General features: G+C 60.9%; 12 protein-coding genes and 1 pseudogene. 11 read left to right on the top strand and 2 right to left on the bottom strand.

The window, feature by feature from the left end:
• Positions 1-128: 128 nt before the first annotated feature.
• A complete protein-coding gene (locus M3P21_RS03370) occupies positions 129-1,244 on the top strand; it encodes an efflux RND transporter periplasmic adaptor subunit (protein WP_249706792.1) in 1,116 nt (371 codons plus the stop codon).
• Positions 1,241-4,378 carry an efflux RND transporter permease subunit gene (locus M3P21_RS03365; protein ID WP_249706790.1) on the top strand — a complete coding sequence of 1,046 codons (3,138 nt, stop codon included), beginning with the start codon at positions 1,241-1,243 and terminating at the stop codon, positions 4,376-4,378. Before M3P21_RS03370 ends, M3P21_RS03365 begins: the two co-directional genes overlap by 4 nt.
• 7 nt (positions 4,379-4,385) lie before the next feature.
• Here the strand turns inward: M3P21_RS03365 and M3P21_RS03360 are convergent, their stop codons facing one another.
• Positions 4,386-4,901 (bottom strand): hypothetical protein, encoded by a 516-nt coding sequence (locus tag M3P21_RS03360; RefSeq protein ID WP_249706788.1) that lies wholly within the window; start codon positions 4,899-4,901, stop codon positions 4,386-4,388.
• A 445-nt stretch (positions 4,902-5,346) separates the two neighbouring features.
• On the opposite strand from M3P21_RS03360, the pseudogene M3P21_RS03355 reads away from it, so the two are divergent.
• From M3P21_RS03355 to M3P21_RS03340, 4 genes and pseudogenes are all read left to right on the top strand, one after another.
• Positions 5,347-6,642 (top strand): annotated as a pseudogene (locus M3P21_RS03355) (extracellular solute-binding protein).
• 72 nt (positions 6,643-6,714) lie between these two features.
• Complete coding sequence (locus M3P21_RS03350; RefSeq protein ID WP_249706786.1) at positions 6,715-7,596, top strand: ABC transporter permease subunit; 882 nt, start codon at positions 6,715-6,717, stop codon at positions 7,594-7,596.
• Between the two features lie 8 nt (positions 7,597-7,604).
• Positions 7,605-8,501, top strand: a complete 897-nt coding sequence (gene ugpE / locus M3P21_RS03345; protein WP_249706785.1) for a sn-glycerol-3-phosphate ABC transporter permease UgpE — start codon at positions 7,605-7,607, stop codon at positions 8,499-8,501.
• A gap of 11 nt (positions 8,502-8,512) precedes the next feature.
• The gene (locus M3P21_RS03340; protein WP_249706783.1) at positions 8,513-9,559 is read left to right on the top strand and encodes an ABC transporter ATP-binding protein; all 1,047 of its coding nucleotides are present in this window, start codon (positions 8,513-8,515) and stop codon (positions 9,557-9,559) included.
• Between the two features lie 32 nt (positions 9,560-9,591).
• On the opposite strand, the gene M3P21_RS03335 is transcribed toward M3P21_RS03340, so the two are convergent.
• Positions 9,592-10,869, bottom strand: a complete 1,278-nt coding sequence (locus M3P21_RS03335) for an MFS transporter (protein WP_249706781.1) — start codon at positions 10,867-10,869, stop codon at positions 9,592-9,594.
• Positions 10,870-11,157: 288 nt separating this feature from the next.
• On the opposite strand from M3P21_RS03335, the gene M3P21_RS03330 reads away from it, so the two are divergent.
• The 5 genes from M3P21_RS03330 to M3P21_RS03310 are packed head-to-tail and all read left to right on the top strand — an operon-like array spanning position 11,158 to position 16,983.
• Entirely contained in the window at positions 11,158-12,705 is a 1,548-nt protein-coding gene (locus tag M3P21_RS03330) for an ABC transporter ATP-binding protein (protein WP_249706779.1), read from the top strand.
• Positions 12,702-13,796, top strand: a complete 1,095-nt coding sequence (locus tag M3P21_RS03325) for an ABC transporter permease (protein ID WP_249706777.1) — start codon at positions 12,702-12,704, stop codon at positions 13,794-13,796. The genes M3P21_RS03330 and M3P21_RS03325 overlap by 4 nt, the downstream gene beginning before the upstream one ends.
• Entirely contained in the window at positions 13,796-14,761 is a 966-nt protein-coding gene (locus tag M3P21_RS03320) for an ABC transporter permease (RefSeq protein ID WP_249706775.1), read from the top strand. The genes M3P21_RS03325 and M3P21_RS03320 overlap by 1 nt, the downstream gene beginning before the upstream one ends.
• Positions 14,762-14,797: 36 nt before the next feature.
• Positions 14,798-15,784, top strand: a complete 987-nt coding sequence (locus tag M3P21_RS03315) for a sugar-binding transcriptional regulator (protein WP_249706773.1) — start codon at positions 14,798-14,800, stop codon at positions 15,782-15,784.
• Complete coding sequence (locus M3P21_RS03310; protein WP_249706771.1) at positions 15,781-16,983, top strand: phosphopentomutase; 1,203 nt, start codon at positions 15,781-15,783, stop codon at positions 16,981-16,983. Before M3P21_RS03315 ends, M3P21_RS03310 begins: the two co-directional genes overlap by 4 nt.
• Positions 16,984-16,997: the final 14 nt, after the last annotated feature.

Here is a 16,997-nt window from a genome sequence, read left to right as displayed (position 1 = left end):
TTCGGGCATGCCCGGGCGGTCGCGTTCACCAAAGCGCGCGTTGTGTCAGACCGCTCATAATGGTTGTCTGGTTGCTGCAACCGGCTCATAGTGCGTGCAATGCCAATAGCCTTGATCCGGGGTGTGATGTGCCAATTCCAAGACTTGTAACCCCTTGTCTTTTTACGCTTTGCCTGGGCGGCACCGCTGCTGCGCAAACCCAGGATGATGCGGCGCCGGGCGTGGTTGTGGCCACCGTCACCAGCGCGGTTGTGCAGACCGCCGACGCCTATGTGGGACGGGTGATCGCGCAGCAGCGCGTTGATCTGCAGGCGCGGGTCGAGGGGATATTGCAGGAGGTAAATTTCATCCCCGGCAGCCAGGTGTCCAAGGGTGACGTGCTGTTTCGGATTGAGCAGGATGTCTATGAAGCCGATGTTGCCAGCGCCAGGGCTTCCGTCACCGGGGCCGAAGCGACTGCCAAAGGCTCGGATGTGGTGCTCAAACGAAACCAGAACCTGCTGGAAAAAGGCGATGTGCCGCAATCGGTAGTGGACGGAGCGCTGGCCGACTACGGTCAGGACCTGGCGGCGGTGGATCAGGCCAAAGCCGCGCTGAAGCTGGCACAGATCAACCTGGGCTATACCGAGATCACCAGCCCGCTGGATGGCCGCATCGACTGGTCGTCGGTGGATGCCGGCAATGTCATCAATTCGGATAGTGGCGTGCTTGCCACCGTCACCAGCGTTGATCCGATCTATGTCAGCTTTTTCGTCAGCGAAGGAACCCTGATCGACGTGCGCAAAAAAGGGCTGATCGCCGACCATGCGATCAAGCTGAAGGCGCGTATTCATCTGTCGGATGGCAGTGAGTACGGCACCAGCGGACAGGTGATCTATGTCGGCACGCAAGTCCGGCAGGATACCGACACGATCGAATTGCGGGCCAGTTTCGCAAACCCCGATGGTGCCCTGCTGCCCGGCCAGTTCGTCTCGGCCTTTCTCGAGGATGCCGGTGCCACGCCAAGCCTGACGGTGCCGCAATCGGCGCTGCAACTGGACAAGGACGGGCATTTCGTCTTTGTGCTCGACGACAAGAACATGGTTCACCGCCAGCCTGTCGACACCGGCCAGCAGATTGCCGGGGCATGGCAGATCACCTCAGGCCTGAAAGAAGGGCAAAAAGTGGTGGTGCAGGGGCTGCAGAAAATCCATGACGGCGCCACGGTCACCCCGGTGGATGCCAGCGGTCACCCAACGCAATGATCTCGCGCTATTTCATCGAGCGGCCGAATTTCGCCATCGTCATCGCCATCCTGATGGTTCTGGCCGGGCTGCTGGGCGTCCGCCTGATCCCAATCGCGCAATACCCCGAGATCACGCCGCCGCAGGTCTATGTCACCACCCGCTATCCCGGTGCCGATGCGGCGCTGATCCAGGAGGCAGTCGCAACACCCATCGAGGAACAGGTCAATGGCGTGGACGGCATGCTCTATATGTCGTCGGGCAGTTCCAACAGCGGGACTTATGAGTTGACCGTGACTTTCGAGATCGGCACCGATCCCGATATTGCGGCAATCGATGTGCAGAACCGTGTTGCGCTGGCCGAACCGATGCTGCCGCCCTCGGTGATCCAGCAGGGGATCAATGTCTCGAAACGCTCGGGCGGGATGATGATGGTCATCAACCTGACTTCGCCCGATGGCTCGCGGGATGAGCTGTATCTCAGCAATTACGCCGCCGATTTCGTGCAGGATCCGCTGGCCCGGATCGCGGGCGTCAGCGCGGTGACGCAGTTCGGCCCGCTGGAATACAGCATGCGGGTCTGGACCCGGCCCGACAAGATGGCGGCGCTGAACATAACCGCCTCCGACATTGCCACAGCCATCCAGAACCAGAATGTGGAGGCTGCCGCAGGCGAGCTGGGCGCGCCACCATTCGGAGCGAAGACGCCTGATTTCCAGTTCAAGCTGCAGGCGCGCGGACTGTTGCGCGAAGCTGAGGAATTCGAGCGCATCATCGTCGCCTCAAACACCGACGGGTCGTTGGTGCGGTTGGGCGACGTGGCGCGGGTCGAGCTCGGGGCGGAAAGCTATTCGGGTGCGTCGCGCTTCAACGGCAAGGGCTCGGCCGCCATCGCCATTCATCAAAACGCCACTGCCAATGCGCTCGATATCGCCACCGCTGTCCAAGCGGAACTAGACCATCTGGCGCAGAAATTCCCCGATGGTGTGAGCTATGAGGTTCCTTATGACATCACCACTGCGGTGCGGCTGTCGATCCGCGACATCCTGTTCACGCTGGGCCTGACCGCCGGTCTGGTGGTCCTTGTGACGTTCCTGTTCCTGGCCAGCTGGCGCGCCACCATCGTGCCCGCCATCGCGATCCCGGTCTCGTTGCTGGGGGCGGTGGCACTGATCTTTCTGATCGGGTTCAGCGCCAACATGATCACCCTGCTGGCGCTGGTGCTGGCGATCACGCTGGTGGTCGATGACGCCATCGTCATCATCGAAAACGCCGAACGGATCATGGAGGATGAGGGGCTTGAAGCGCGCGCTGCCACCGAAAAGGCCATGGATCAGGTCACCCGCCCGATCATCGCCACCACCTTTGTGTTGGCGGCGGTCTTTGTGCCGGTCTGTTTCTTTCCGGGCATCACCGGCAAGATCTATCTGCAATTTGCGCTGACCATCATCTTTGCCTTCATGCTGTCGGCGGTGAATGCGCTGACCCTGGGCCCGGCGCTGTGCGCGTTGCTGCTGCGGCAGGGGGGCCGCCCGCGCGGGCCGCTGCGGCTGGTGCCGGCACTGATCGCCTGGGTGCGGGGGCTCTATATGCGGCTGGTCGGGCTGATGCTGCGTTATCTGGCGCTCAGCCTGCTGGTCTTTGCCGGGTTCGTGGGCGGCACGGTCTATCTGTTCAAGACCGTGCCCTCCGGGTTCATTCCGCCCGAAGATAGCGGCATCCTGCTTGCTGGTATTGACCTGCCCGACGGCGCCTCGCTGGCGCGGACCGAGGCGGTGATGACCCAGGTCGATACCATGATCCGGGCGATGCCGGGGGTGCATAGCGTCACCACCGTGTCGGGCTTCAGCATGATGAGCGGCACTAGGCCCAGCACCGGCATGGTGGTGATCGCGCTTGCCCCCTGGGATCAGCGTAAAACGCCCGAACTGCAGTGGTATGCGATCATGGCAGCGGCAAATGACAAGCTGGCGACCCTTCCCGAGGCGACCTCTTTCGTGTTCCCGCTGCCCTCGATCCATGGGCTGGGTGTTGGCGGCGGCGTGTCGGCGGAACTGGTCGATCTTGCCGATGGCGATGTCGACAAGCTGGATGCGGCCAAGACCGCGTTCCTGACCGCGCTGAACGCCGCGCCCGAATTCAGCCATGTGCATAGCAGTTTCTCGGCCAGCGTGCCGCAATACCTGCTATCAGTTGACCGCGACCGGGCCGAAACGCTGGGTGTGGAGGTGATCGACATCTTCTCGGCGCTGCAGGCCAGTTTGAGTTCCTACTATGTCGGCAATTTCATCAAGCGCAACAAGGTCCACTGGATCGTCATATCGGCGGATGCGGATTTCCGGCAATCGCTGGACGATATCGGCAATATCTATGTCAAGAATGCCGATGGCGAGTCCTTCCCCCTGCGCGTGCTGGTCCGGTACGCGCCGGTACTGGGTCCGGACAGCATTCCGCGCCACAACCTCTACACCGCTGCCTCGATCAATGCGCAGCTTGCCGACGGAATGAGCTCGGGCCAGGCCATCGCCGCGATGCAGGCCATTGCCAATACCACCCTGCCGGACGATTTCGACATCGAATGGTCCGGCGTCACCCAGCAAGAGGTCGCGGCGGGCGGGCTGGTGACCTATATCCTGATGGGTGCGGTGGTGTTGTCCTATCTCTTTCTGGTGGCGCTTTACGAAAGCTGGACGCTGCCTCTGGCGGTGATGAGTTCGACAATATTCGCGGTCTTTGGCGCTTTGGTGCCGCTGGCGCTGATCCCGCATCTGAGCAACAACATCTTCGCGCAGGTGGGGATGGTGCTATTGATCGGTCTGGCGGCCAAGAAGGCGATCATGGTGGTGGAATTTGCCAATGACGAACGCGCGCGCGGCACACCGATCCGCGAAGCAGCACTGAAAGCGGCCGAGCTTCGGTTCCGCCCGGTCACGATGACGGGGCTGTGTTTCATTGTTGGCGTACTGCCACTGGTGCTGGCCACCGGAGCCGGAGCGGCGGGGCGGGTCTCGATCGGCTACCCGGTGCTGGTCGGCATGATCTTTGACAGCACGGTCGGCCTTTTGATGATCCCGGTGCTTTACCTGACCTTCCAATCGCTGCGCGAGAGGACCCTGTCCTGGATGCGCGGCAGGCAGAGCGTTGACGGAACCTGAATGAGATTCAGACGTTCAGCGGCAGGCGCTCAATGATCTTCCAGCTTTCCACCGGTCGGGTTTCAGACGAGGCAACCAGAGCCAGAAAGGCAATCGGTGCAGGTTGGTTGCAAAACGTGGCCGTGATTCGGTCGAGATGTGGAAACGGGACTTCTCCGGCGAGACTGCCATAGGCCAAGCTGGCATGGGGCGGGTAGGCCGGATCGAGGTCAAGTTCCTCCAGCAATTGGTGCCGCGCATGGGCGACTTGGACGGGTAGGGCGACCTCCAGAAAGAGCGACTGAAAGTATGTGTTGCCATGGGATAGTTGCCCGAACCGTCCCTGCAGGCGCGGCGCGATCGGTCCGATCCGTTCAGAAGTGAAAATCTCACGCGCCCGGTCCTGAGGCAGGTCGCCCACAAGCGTGACATGCGGCTGGAAGACCGGCCCAGTGGTCAGCCGGGCGAGCGTCGCCACATGTTCGCCAAGTTGTTCTTCAAGCGGCTGCGGAAAGGTGAGCCAGAGGGAATAAAGGTCAGACACGGGGGCAGGTCCTTGGGGTTCGCAATGGCAACTCAGCCGAGCTTAGCAGGGTTTCGACAACACTTGCGTAACATATCCACCGAGCTTCTGCATCGCAGGTAAGGGACGGGCATCGCGGGCATGGCGGTTTTCGAAAGTTTTTTCATCCCATTGAAAATATGTATGTTTCTGCCCGTAGGATTCTAGATGGGCAAAAAAGCCATCCGGTATCAGAACCAACGAACTAATTCGTAGATCACGTATTTTGTTTCACAGAATCGTCAAACAAACCCTATAACTGGTCGCGGGTGCACGTTGATGGGGTCACTCGACGCCAGCTGTAGCAATGCAATTTTCCGCTTGCGGGAGGGGGCTAATTGCGTGCCAATGGAACCTGGTAGCGCTAAACAAGCGCTGCGAAAATTTTAATGGCCGCGACCAGCGGCTCAACAATCGGAGTATGGAAATGAAACTCCTAAAAATCGCCGCAACAGGGTTGGTTTTTGCCGCCACATCTGCCTCTGCGCAGACGGAAATCACATGGTGGCATGCCATGGGCGGTCAACTGGGCGAAACCGTCAACCAGATCGCCGAAGACTTCAATGCCAGCCAGAGCGAGTACAAGATCACCCCAGTATTCAAGGGCTCCTACGAGGAAACCCTGACCGCTGGTATCGCCGCCTTCCGCGCTGGTGAATAGCCCAACATCATGCAGGTGTTCGACGCTGGCGCTGCCACTGTGATCGGGGCCGAGGGCGCGATCATCCCCGTCGAGGATTTGCTTGCCGCCAACGATATTCCGTTTGATATCAACGACTACATTGCCGGCGTGCGCTATTTCTACGCCGATGCAGATGGCAAGATGATCGGCATGCCGTTCAACTCCTCCACGCCGGTTCTCTACTACAACGAGGATGCGCTGGCCAAGGCGGGCGTAACCGCGCCAAAAACCTGGGAAGAGTTTGCTGAAACCACCGCACCGGCGCTTAAAGAGGCCGGGTACATCCCGCTCAGCCAGTCGCATCTGCCCTGGATCTTTACCGAGAACTTCCATTCGCGCCACGATCTGCCATTTGCGACCAACGACAATGGCTATGATGGCGGTGACACCCAGATTCTGGTCAACAATGACGCCATCAAATCCCATTTCACCGCCCTGAAAGACTGGAAAGATCAGGGCCTGTTTGAATGGTACGGCACCGGCTGGGGTGACAATGTCAAGCCGTTCGAAGAAGGTAAGGTTGCCATGTGGCTGGGTTCCTCCGGTTCGTTCGGCGGCCTGCTTCAGACGGCCGACTTTCCGTTTTCGGCCACCATGCTGCCCTATTGGGAAGGTGTGAATCCTGACCCCAAACAGACCTTTATCGGCGGGGCCGCACTGTTCGCGATGTCGGGCAAGTCGGATGAGGAAAACAAGGCCACCGCCGAGTTCTTCCGCTACCTGACCACCCCCGAGGTTCAGTATGGCTGGCACAAGGACACCGGTTATGTGCCGATCACCGAGGCTGCCTATGGCGTGGCCAAGGAAGACGGTCATTACGACAAGTTCCCGGCGGCCGAGGTCGGCATCCAGCAGCTCTCGCTGCCTGCGGGGGACCACACCAAGGGCTATCGCATGGGCTTCTACGTGCAGATCCGAGACGTGATGAACCGTGAATACGGCCGCATCCTGACCGGTGAAACCGATGTCGACACCGCGTTCGCCAATATCGAGGCCGAGTCCAATAAGTTGCTGGAACGCTTCGCCAAGACGCAGAACTGACGCGCGTTTGACCGCAATACGACCGGCGGCTGCCTCTAAGCGGCCGCCGGGTTCATTCAAAGGAATACGCCCGTGAAGCGAGCCGGTTTCACCAACCCGTGGCTGCCCATCCTGCTGCTTGTGCCACAACTGTCCATTATCGCTGTGTTTTTCTACTGGCCTGCGGCCTGGGCGATCCAATCGTCCTTCTACCTGCAGGATCCGTTTGGATTTGGCTCGACCTATGTGGGCGCCGAAAACTACACCGACATCGCGGAATCGACCGAATATCGCAAGGTGGCCTGGTTCACCGTGTATTTCACCGCCATCGTGACCTTTCTGTCGCTGTCGATCGCGCTTTTGCTGGCGGTCAAGGCCGACAATGTGCTGCGCGGGGCCAAAACCTATCGTACGCTTTTGATGTGGGTCTATGCCATTGCCCCGCCGGTGGCCGGGTTCCTTGGCATCATGTTCTTTGATCAGAGCCACGGGCCGCTGACGCGCTTTTTTGGCTTCTTTGGCTGGGACTTCAAACTGGGGGTCGATTATTTCGACACTGCCACCGCGATGATCATCGTGGCGGTGTGGAAGCAGATCCCGGTCAATTTCATCTTCTTTCTGTCCGGTCTGCAGTCGATCCCGCGCGCCGTGCGCGAAGCGGCGCTGATCGACAATGGCTCGGGCTTTCGCCGGTTCTGGGATGTCACCTTTCCACTGCTGGCACCCACCGCGTTCTTTCTGCTGATCATCAACATCACCTATGCGATGTTCGACACCTTCGGCATCATCGACACGATGATGAAGGGCGAGCCCGGCGCCAACCCGATGACGCTGGTCTACAAGGTCTATATCGATGGGTTCCGGGGCAACGACCTAGGTGGCTCATCGGCGCAATCGGTGATCCTGATGGTGCTGGTCCTTGTTCTGACAATCTTCCAGTTCCGCCTGATCGAGCGGCGCATCCATTATACGTGAGGCGGGACATGGCTGAACTGACACAGACCCGAGTTGCCCAACCGACGCCCTCGCGGCTGCGCTTCAAATGGAGCACGCTTTTCGATCACATGGTGCTGATCGCCGGATCGCTGCTGATGCTGATGCCGCTGGTTTATGCCTTCGTCACCGCCAGCTATGACCCGGTGACCATTCACCGGGAGGGGCTGGCGCTGACCTTCGGGGACCAACTGGGCACCAATTTTGACAAGGCCATGTTCGAAAAGGGCGGGTTCACCAAGACCGTGGACGGGATGGTGATGCTGAAGAACTCGTTCATCCTTGGCATCGGCTTTGCGGTCGGCAAGATCGTCATCTCGATGATGGCGGCTTATGCGATCGTCTATTTCCGGCTGCGCTTTGCGACCTTTGCCTTCTGGATCATCTTCACCACGCTGCTTCTGCCTTTGGAAGTGCGTATCCTGCCGTCCTACGAGGCAATCCAGCGGCTGGGTCTGGCGAATACTTATACCGGTCTGATCGTGCCGCTGATCGCCTCGGCCACGGGCACGTTCTTCTTCCGGCAGTTCTTTCGCGCGGTGCCCGAGGAACTGGTCGAGGCCGCCCGCATCGACGGGGCGGGGCCGGTGAAGTTCTTCATCGACATTCTGGTGCCGCTGTCGCGCACCATGATTGCGGCGATCTTCATCATCATGTTCGTCTTTGGCTGGAACCAGTATCTGTGGCCCACACTGATCACCACCGATGAATCGCTGTTCACATTGGTACGCGGGATCAAACAGATCGTGCTCACCTATTCCGACGCCGCAATCCCCGAACACGGGCAGGCGCTGGCACTGGCGATCGTCGCCATGGTGCCGCCGGTGCTGATCGTGATCTTCTTCCAGAGCTGGTTCGTCAAGGGCCTCACGGAATCTGACAAATAAGGAATACGCATATGGCCCAGGTCTTGCTTGAGGGCATTCACAAAGTCTATCCGAACGGGTTCGAGGCCGTTCAAACCTGCAGCTTCACCATTCAGGATGGCGAGTTTGTGGTGCTGGTCGGCCCGTCGGGTTGCGGCAAATCCACCCTTTTGCGGATGATTGCGGGGCTCGAAGAGATCACAGAAGGTACGCTCAGCATCGGGGACCGGGTGGTCAATGATGTCGACCCGGCGGATCGCAATATCGCGATGGTGTTCCAGAACTATGCGCTTTATCCGCATATGACGGTTGCCAAGAACATGGGCTACGGACTCAAGAACCGGGGGATTTCCAAGGCCGCGATCGAGGCCAAGGTGCGCGAAGCGGCGGATATGCTGAACCTCAGCGACTATCTCGACCGCCGACCCAGTCAGCTTTCGGGCGGCCAGCGTCAGAGGGTGGCGATGGGCCGCGCCATCGTGCGCCAGCCCGACCTGTTCCTGTTTGACGAACCGCTGTCCAATCTGGATGCCAAGCTGCGTAATCAGATGCGCATCGAGGTGCGCGCCCTGCAGCGCCGCCTTGGCACCACGGCGGTCTATGTGACCCATGATCAGGTCGAGGCGATGACCATGGCCGACCGGATCATCGTCCTGAACGGCGGCCGGATCGAACAGATCGGCACCCCCAAGGAAATCTACAACACGCCCGCCTCGACCTTTGTGGCCAGCTTCATGGGCGCACCGCCGATGAATGTGCTGAACGCCACCGTCAGCGACCAGCAGGTGACGCTGGACGCGGGGCTGGAACTGCCGGTCAGCGCGCCCGCCGCCTCCTCGGGTCCGATCCTGGTGGGCATCCGCCCCGAGGACCTGACGCTGGGCGAGGGCACGACCCCCTTCGACGTGCAGATCGTCGAGGAACTGGGTGCGCAGCGGCTGCTGCATGGCACGCTGGGCGGGCAGGCGTTTTCGGTTAACGTCAACAAGGATCACGAGGCCGGAACCGGCACGATTCCGGTGGGCATCAACCCCGGCGCGGTGCATTTCTTCTCGCGCGAGGACGGGTTCCGTATCTGAACGGAACCCACTGAACCTCGGGCAATGACGCCTCAGGCCGAGGCGGGCTGTGCCTGCACCTCGGGCTTGGCGACGATATAGCTGACCAGCGCCGAGAGGATACTGAACCCGACGATCATCACCAACGCCCAGACCGTCTCGTGCATATGTGCGATCGCCGCCAGCGACGCCGAAACGACGATCGCGGTCAACCGGCTCAGGCTGCGCGACACCGCGACGCCGCGGACCCGCTCCTCTTTCGGGGCGAGGTCCATGTAATAAAGCCCCCGCACCGTGACCAGCCCGTTCACCGCCACGGTGATGACGAACATCGCCACCGCATGCAGGTGTACATTGTTGTCCAGATGCAGGAAATGCGCCCCGACCAGAACCATCCCGGTCGCGGCCACCATCAGGCAGCTAGTCACCATGACCGTGCGGTGCGAACGGTTGTTCAGCACCCGCCAGAGCGGCCCTGACACCACAGCACCTGCCGCGGTGGAGATGATCAGCGCGGTCAGCCCCTTGTCGGAATGCTTGTGGGTCTCTGCCGAGATCAGCGCGAAGAAGGGCACCGACAGGAGGGTCACCACATAAAGCAGCCGGACGCTCATGTATTTGCGGAACCAGGGATGTGTCAGCATGTCATACGCGTTGAGGATATAGTCTCTCAGCGCCGTAATGGGCGAGCGGATCGGCGCGGTCTCGCGTTTGAGACTCGTTCCGGTATCGCGCACGGCAAGCGTGACAAAACCAGCCACCATGAAACACAGGATCGCGATGGTGATGACGATCGAATGCCGCTGCAGGGGCGGCATCTGTTTGGACATTTCATGCGCCGCCAAAGTCAACGCGATGGCAATGCCCCCACCCAGGGCCAGTTGGGCGTATTTCATCCGCATCCGCGACTTCGACTGCAGGTTGTCGCTGATAAAATCGGTCAACAGCAGGGTCTGGCTTTCGTCAATCAGGCCCAGAACGAAGATCACCACCGCAAAGACCACCATGATTACCGGCGTCGTCCCAAGCAGCGTCGCCGCGATGGCCAGCACGAAACAGACCCCCAGCGCGATATCGGTCAGCGACAAGGCCAGCTTGCGGTTCCTGATGCGCGAGATCGGATCAAACAGAAAGATATCCGCCAGCGTGCCCGCCAACTGCCGGATGGTCACCAACGCGCCGACAAATAACACCGGAAGATTCAGCGCGACCGCAAGAAAGGTCAGCACGATCGACGGGCTGGCCATGGTCCAGGCCACCTGCGCAACCGTGCTCTGCCCCGTGATGATCGGGAAATTGCGCCTTTCAACCTTAGCCAGATCGTCCGTCATTCCTAACCGCCTGCGGATGCTATTGTCTGCCGGGACTGATCTACCAGCCTTGGTGCTCCAAAAGAAGGCCCGCCCTTTGAATTCCAGCTGTTCTGTGTCTGAATTTGCGTTCAGGACGCGTAGACCGGGGGTTGCTGCCAAAGAAAATGAAGAAATATGCCAATCGTGAATTAAAATTCATTGCGCCGAATCGTCGTGCACCATAGAAATGCCAGTCATAATGGAGTCCACGGGCCAGGAGTGAGGACATTATGACAGTGATCGCAACGCGGCAGAGCCGTATCTGACATGGCAGCCAGCAACACCCAGCCCCCCGCCATTGAGCTACGTGGCATATCCAAGGCGTTTGGCCCTGTTCAGGCCAACAAGGATATCTCGATCTCGGTCCGACCCGGTTCGATCCACGGGATCATCGGTGAAAACGGCGCCGGGAAATCCACGCTGATGAGCATCCTTTACGGCTTTTACAAGGCCGACAAAGGCGAAGTCTGGATCAACGGCACCAAGACCGACATCCCCGACAGCCAGGCCGCCATCGCCTCGGGCATCGGCATGGTGTTCCAGCATTTCAAGCTGGTCGAAAACTTCACCGTGCTGGAAAACATCGTTCTGGGGGCCGAAGACGGGGGCCTGCTGCGCCCGTCGCTGGCCAAGGCGCGCGGCGAGCTGGAACATCTGGCCAAGGAATATGAGCTGAATGTCGACCCCGATGCGGTCACCGAAAATCTCAGCGTTGGCCACCAGCAGCGTGTTGAAATCCTCAAGGCGCTCTACCGGCAGGCGCAGATCCTGATCCTGGATGAGCCCACCGGTGTGCTGACACCCTCCGAGGCCGATCAGCTATTCCGAATTCTTGACCGACTGCGCTCCGAAGGCAAAACCATCGTCCTGATCACCCATAAGCTGCGCGAGATCATGGAATACACTGACACGGTCAGCGTGATGCGGCGCGGCGAGATGACCGCAACCGTCAAGACAGCCGAGACCAACCCAGAGCATCTGGCCGAGTTGATGGTGGGGCGAAAGGTCCTGCTGCGGGTCGACAAGACCCCGGCCCAACCGGGCAAACCCATACTCGAGGTCGAGAAGCTGCGCGTGGTGGATGGCAACGGCGTCGAGCGGGTCAAGGGCATCGACCTTACCGTCCGCGCCGGAGAGATCGTGGGCATCGCCGGGGTGGCAGGCAATGGCCAGTCCGAACTGCTTGAGGTTCTGGGCGGCATGCGCCCGGGCGAAGGCACCGTGCGGTTGAACGGTAAGGAACTGCCACTGACGGGCTCGGGCTCTGACGGGCGCGCGCGGCGGGCGGTACATATCGCCCATGTGCCCGAAGATCGCCACCGCGAGGCACTGATCATGAATTTCAGCGCCTGGGAAAACGCGGTCTTCGGCTATCACCATGACGCGCGCTGGACATCCGGACCGTTCATCAAAAACGCCGCCATTCTGGAAGAGGCGCATCAGATGATGGGGCGCTTCGATGTGCGCCCGCCCAATCCCCGCCTCGCCGCCAAAAGCTTTTCGGGCGGCAACCAGCAGAAAATCGTACTGGCCCGCGAGATCGAGCGTAACCCGGATCTGCTGATGATCGGCCAGCCGACGCGGGGCGTCGATATCGGTGCCATCGAGTTTATCCACCAGCAGATCGTGGCGCTGCGCGATCAGGGCAAGGCGATCCTGCTGGTCAGCGTCGAACTTGAGGAGATCCTGTCGCTCGCCGACCGGGTTGCGGTGATGTTTGACGGCCATATCATGGGCGAGCGCGACGCCGCCGCCACCGATGAACGCGAATTGGGCCTGCTGATGGCGGGCGTCACAGGGGAGGACGCCGCATGAGGACCTTGCCACATTGGGCGGATGTCGTCCTGATCCCATTGATCAGCCTGCTGCTGGCGGGCTTGCTGTCGGCGCTGGTGGTGCTGGCCATCGGCGAAAACCCCTGGGCCGCTTTCAAGCTGATGGTCGAGGGCTCGCTGATGCGCTCGGCGGGCTGGGGCTATACGCTCTATTACGCGACCAACTTCATCTTCACCGGGCTTGCGGTGGCGATCGCCTTTCACGCGCGGCTGTTCAATATCGGCGGTGAAGGGCAGGCGATTGTTGCGGGTCTCGGCGTGGCGCTGGTCTGCCTCTATATCCCCTGGCCGCATTGGTCGATCGCCCTTGTCGGGGCGACGGTCGCAGCGGGGCTGTTCGGGGCACTCTGGGCCTTTATCCCGGCCTATCTGCAGGCTGAACGCGGCAGCCATATCGTGATCACCACGATCATGTTCAACTTCATCGCGGCAGCACTTCTGAACTACGTGCTGGTCAATCTGCTGCGCCCGACTGGCGCGATGGACCCGGCCTCGGGTCCGTTCCCCGACGCGACCAATCTGCCGACCTTCCAGGCCATGTTCTCGACCGCAGAAACACCGTTGTTCCGCGGCGCGCCCGCGAATGTCACCTTCTTTCTGGCGTTGCTTGCCTGCGTGCTGGTCTGGCTGCTGATCTGGCGCACCAAGCTGGGCTATGAGATCCGCAGCTTCGGCCAGTCGGAAACAGCGGCGAATTATGCGGGCATCCACCCCAAGCGCACCATCGTGATCGCCATGCTGATCTCGGGCGCGCTGGCGGGGCTGATGTCGATCAACACCACCATGGGCGAGGCCGAACGACTGGTCCTGAACTCGGTCGAAGGCGCGGGCTTTATCGGCATCGCCGTGGCGCTGATGGGCCGCAATCACCCGTTTGGGGTGCTGCTGGCCGCGCTTCTTTTCGGCTTCCTCTATCAGGGCGGGGCCGAGCTGGCGCTGTGGACCGATATCCCGCGCGAGCTGATCGTGGTTATTCAGGCGCTGGTCATCATGTTCACCGGCGCCTTGGACAACATGGTCCGAATGCCGCTTGAATCGCTCTTTGCCATGATGCGCAGGGGGAATACGTGATGGATTTCCTGACCATTCTGCAAGTGCTCGATTCCTCTGTGCGCCTGGCCACACCGCTGCTGCTGGCCTGTCTGGCCGGGCTGTTTTCGGAACGCGCGGGCGTTATCGACATTGGCCTTGAGGGCAAGATGCTGGTGGCGGCGTTTTTCTCGGCCGCCATCGCATATATGTCCGGTTCGGTCTGGGTTGGGCTGCTGGCAGGCATTGCGTCATCGGTGGCGCTGGCGCTGATCCACGGGCTGGCTTCGATCACCTTCCGGGGCAACCAGTTGATCTCGGGCGTGGCAATCAACTTCCTTGCTGCTGGCGTGACTGTGCTGGTCGCCCAGCATTGGTTCGAACAGGGCGGGCGCACGCCTTCCCTGACGGGAGATGGTCGGTTCGAGTCGGTGACGTTGCCACTGGCCGAAACGCTGAGAAACGTGCCGGTGCTTGGACCGATCTACTACGAGCTGATCTCGGGCCAGTTCCTGCTGGTCTATATCGCAGTTCTGGTCGTGCCGCTGACCTGGTGGGTGCTCTATCGTACCCGCTTTGGCCTGCGTCTGCGCGCGGTGGGTGAAAACCCGGCCGCCGTGGACACCGCCGGTATCTCGGTCACGCGGCTGCGCTATATGGCGGTAATTATCTGCGGCGTTCTCTGCGGGCTGGCAGGGGCCTATCTGGCCACCGCGCTGCAGGCGGGCTTCGTCAAGGACATGACTGCTGGGCGCGGCTTCATCGCGCTGGCCGCGCTGATCTTTGCCAAGTGGAAGCCGTGGCCTGCCATGTGGACCTGTCTGCTGTTTGGTGTGCTGCAGGCTGTGGCGCTGCGCTACCAGAATATCGAGATCGGCAACTTCGTGATCCCGGTCCAGTTCATGGACGCGCTGCCCTATATCCTGACCGTGGTGATCCTGGCCGGTCTGGTTGGCCGTGCCATCCCGCCACTGGCCGGTGGCGAACCCTACACCAAAGAGCGTTGACCCAAACGGGTCAGCCGCACACCGCAGAGTCGTGAGATGAAAAAGAGCACTGACACTCTCAGATACCTGTCGACCAAGACGGCCTGGATGTCCTTTGTGGCAGGCCAGACCCAGTCGCAGATCGCCCGCGAACTTGAGATGTCCCAGTCCAAGGTGCACCGGCTGATCAACCACGCGCTGGAACAGGGCTATGTCACCATCCGGATCGAGGGCGGCTCGGAAGAGCTGCTGGATCTGGAAAACCGCCTGAAGCAGAGCTTTGGCCTGACCCGCTGCACCGTGGCCTCGGCGGGCATGTCCGGGCGCGACGACCATGAGGCGCTGCTGCAGAGCGTGGGCGAGGCCGCCGGGCACTACCTGTCGCACCTGCTGGAGAAAAAGGCGATCACCCAGATCGGCGTCGGCATGGGCGAAACCATGAGTGCTGCCGTGGCCGCGATGCACGCGGCTCAGCGGTCTGATCTGAAAATCGTCTCGATCACCGGCAGCCTGTTGCGCAAGCTCTCCGCCAACCCGCTGGACGTGGTAATGCAGATGCAGCGCAAAACCGGGGGAGAGGCCTATTTCCTGCCGGTGCCGTATCTTGCCTCTTCGGTCGAGGAACGCGAAAGCTTCCAGTCCTATCAGAGCGTGCAGGAATTGATGGAGCTGGCCCGAAAATCCGACATCTTTGTGGTCGGCATCGGTTCGATCGACGCAGAAAGCAATCTGGCCCGCACGCAGGAGATCAGCGCGCAGGAATTGAACGACCTGCGCGCAGCAGGTGTGGTGGGCGATATTGCGGGCAGTTTCTATGATATTCATGGTCGCATCGTGGAAACCGAACTGGGCCGCAAGACAGTGGGCATGCGGGGGCAGGAACTGGCGGGCCGCCGCGTGCTGGGCATGGCTGCTGGATTGCGCAAGACGCAAGCGGTGCTGGGCGTGCTGCGCTCGGGCCTGATCGACGAGATCGTGCTGGACGAGCATCTGGCCCGCGCCGTCCTGTCCGAGGCCCCCGTCAGTTTCGGTGGCACCTCATGACCCGCGCCTTGCTTATCGTGATGGATTCCGTCGCCATCGGTGGCGCGCCGGATGCGGCTGCGTTCGGGGACGAAGGGTCGAGCACTGTTGGCCATATCCTCGATGCGCGGGGCGAGGCCGGGCTGGTCCTGCCGAACCTCGCCGATATGGGGCTTTATCAGGCTCTGGCCCATTCCAGCGACACCGCCTGGAGCGATCCGCAACCACGCCCAAACGCAATTTGGGCGGTGGGGCGCGAGGTGGGACGGGGAAAGGACACACCTTCGGGCCATTGGGAGATCACCGGCCTGCCGGTGATGGAGCCACCGCATGTCTTCGAAGCGTTGGAATGCTCGTTTCCGCAAGCGCTGCTTGATGCGCTGATCGCGCAAGCCGACCTGCCGGGTATCCTTGGTAACAAACACGCCTCGGGCATGCCGGTCCTGCGCGAACTGGGCAAAGAACACATCCGCACGGGCAAACCCATCGTCTATACCTCGGCCGATTCCGTGCTGCAGATTGCCGCCCATGAGGAACATTTCGGCCTTGATCGCCTCTATGACCTCTGCCGCATCGCCCGGGTGATCTGCGACGACTATCGCGTCGGTCGCATCATCGCCCGGCCTTTTGTGGGCACCACGCCCGAGGATTTCAAACGCACCGGCAACCGCCGCGATTTCACCATGCCTCCCGATGAGGATACGCTGCTTGACAATTTGACCGCTGCCGGGCGGCAGGTTCTGGCCATGGGCAAGATCAGTGACATCTATGCCGGACGCGGCATCACCGATTCCCGCAAGACCCATGGCAACATGGCCCTGTTTGACCTGACACTTGCCGCCATGGACGACCTGCAGGAGGGTGGCCTCATGTTTGCCAATTTCGTCGATTTCGACACCGAGTTCGGCCATGCCCGCGACCCGCTGGGCTATGCGGGCGCGCTGGAAGACTTTGACGCGCGCCTGCCCGAGCTATTTGCAAAAATGGCCCCCGACGACCTGCTCATCATCACCGCCGATCACGGCAACGATCCCACCTGGGCTGGCACCGATCACACAAGAGAACAGGTGCCGGTTCTCATCAAATCCAAATCCCTGGCCCCCGGTTCGCTGGGTGTGCGCGGTTTCGCCGATATCGGTGCCAGCATCGCCGCCCATCTGGGCGTACCCGCCACGCCACATGGCGCCAGCTTCCTGCCCCTGCGAGGAGAGAAACAGTGACTGTTTCCAGCAAA

Origin of the sequence: Ruegeria spongiae (assembly GCF_023502395.1) — a bacterium.
GTDB classification, from domain to species: domain Bacteria; phylum Pseudomonadota; class Alphaproteobacteria; order Rhodobacterales; family Rhodobacteraceae; genus Ruegeria_C; species Ruegeria_C spongiae.
The sequence above is the reverse complement of the archived record's forward strand: the minus strand, read 5'-3'. Positions and strand labels throughout refer to the sequence as shown.

Excerpts from the sequence above, each read along its gene's own strand:
- M3P21_RS03365 (WP_249706790.1), top strand. The coding sequence starts at position 1,241 with ATGATCTCGCGCTATTTCATCGAGCGGCCGAATTTCGCCATCGTCATC.
- ugpE (WP_249706785.1), top strand. The coding sequence starts at position 7,605 with ATGGCTGAACTGACACAGACCCGAGTTGCCCAACCGACGCCCTCGCGG.
- M3P21_RS03340 (WP_249706783.1), top strand. The coding sequence starts at position 8,513 with ATGGCCCAGGTCTTGCTTGAGGGCATTCACAAAGTCTATCCGAACGGG.
- M3P21_RS03335 (WP_249706781.1), bottom strand. The coding sequence starts at position 10,869 with ATGACGGACGATCTGGCTAAGGTTGAAAGGCGCAATTTCCCGATCATC.
- M3P21_RS03330 (WP_249706779.1), top strand. The coding sequence starts at position 11,158 with ATGGCAGCCAGCAACACCCAGCCCCCCGCCATTGAGCTACGTGGCATA.
- M3P21_RS03325 (WP_249706777.1), top strand. The coding sequence starts at position 12,702 with ATGAGGACCTTGCCACATTGGGCGGATGTCGTCCTGATCCCATTGATC.
- M3P21_RS03320 (WP_249706775.1), top strand. The coding sequence starts at position 13,796 with ATGGATTTCCTGACCATTCTGCAAGTGCTCGATTCCTCTGTGCGCCTG.
- M3P21_RS03315 (WP_249706773.1), top strand. The coding sequence starts at position 14,798 with ATGAAAAAGAGCACTGACACTCTCAGATACCTGTCGACCAAGACGGCC.
- M3P21_RS03310 (WP_249706771.1), top strand. The coding sequence starts at position 15,781 with ATGACCCGCGCCTTGCTTATCGTGATGGATTCCGTCGCCATCGGTGGC.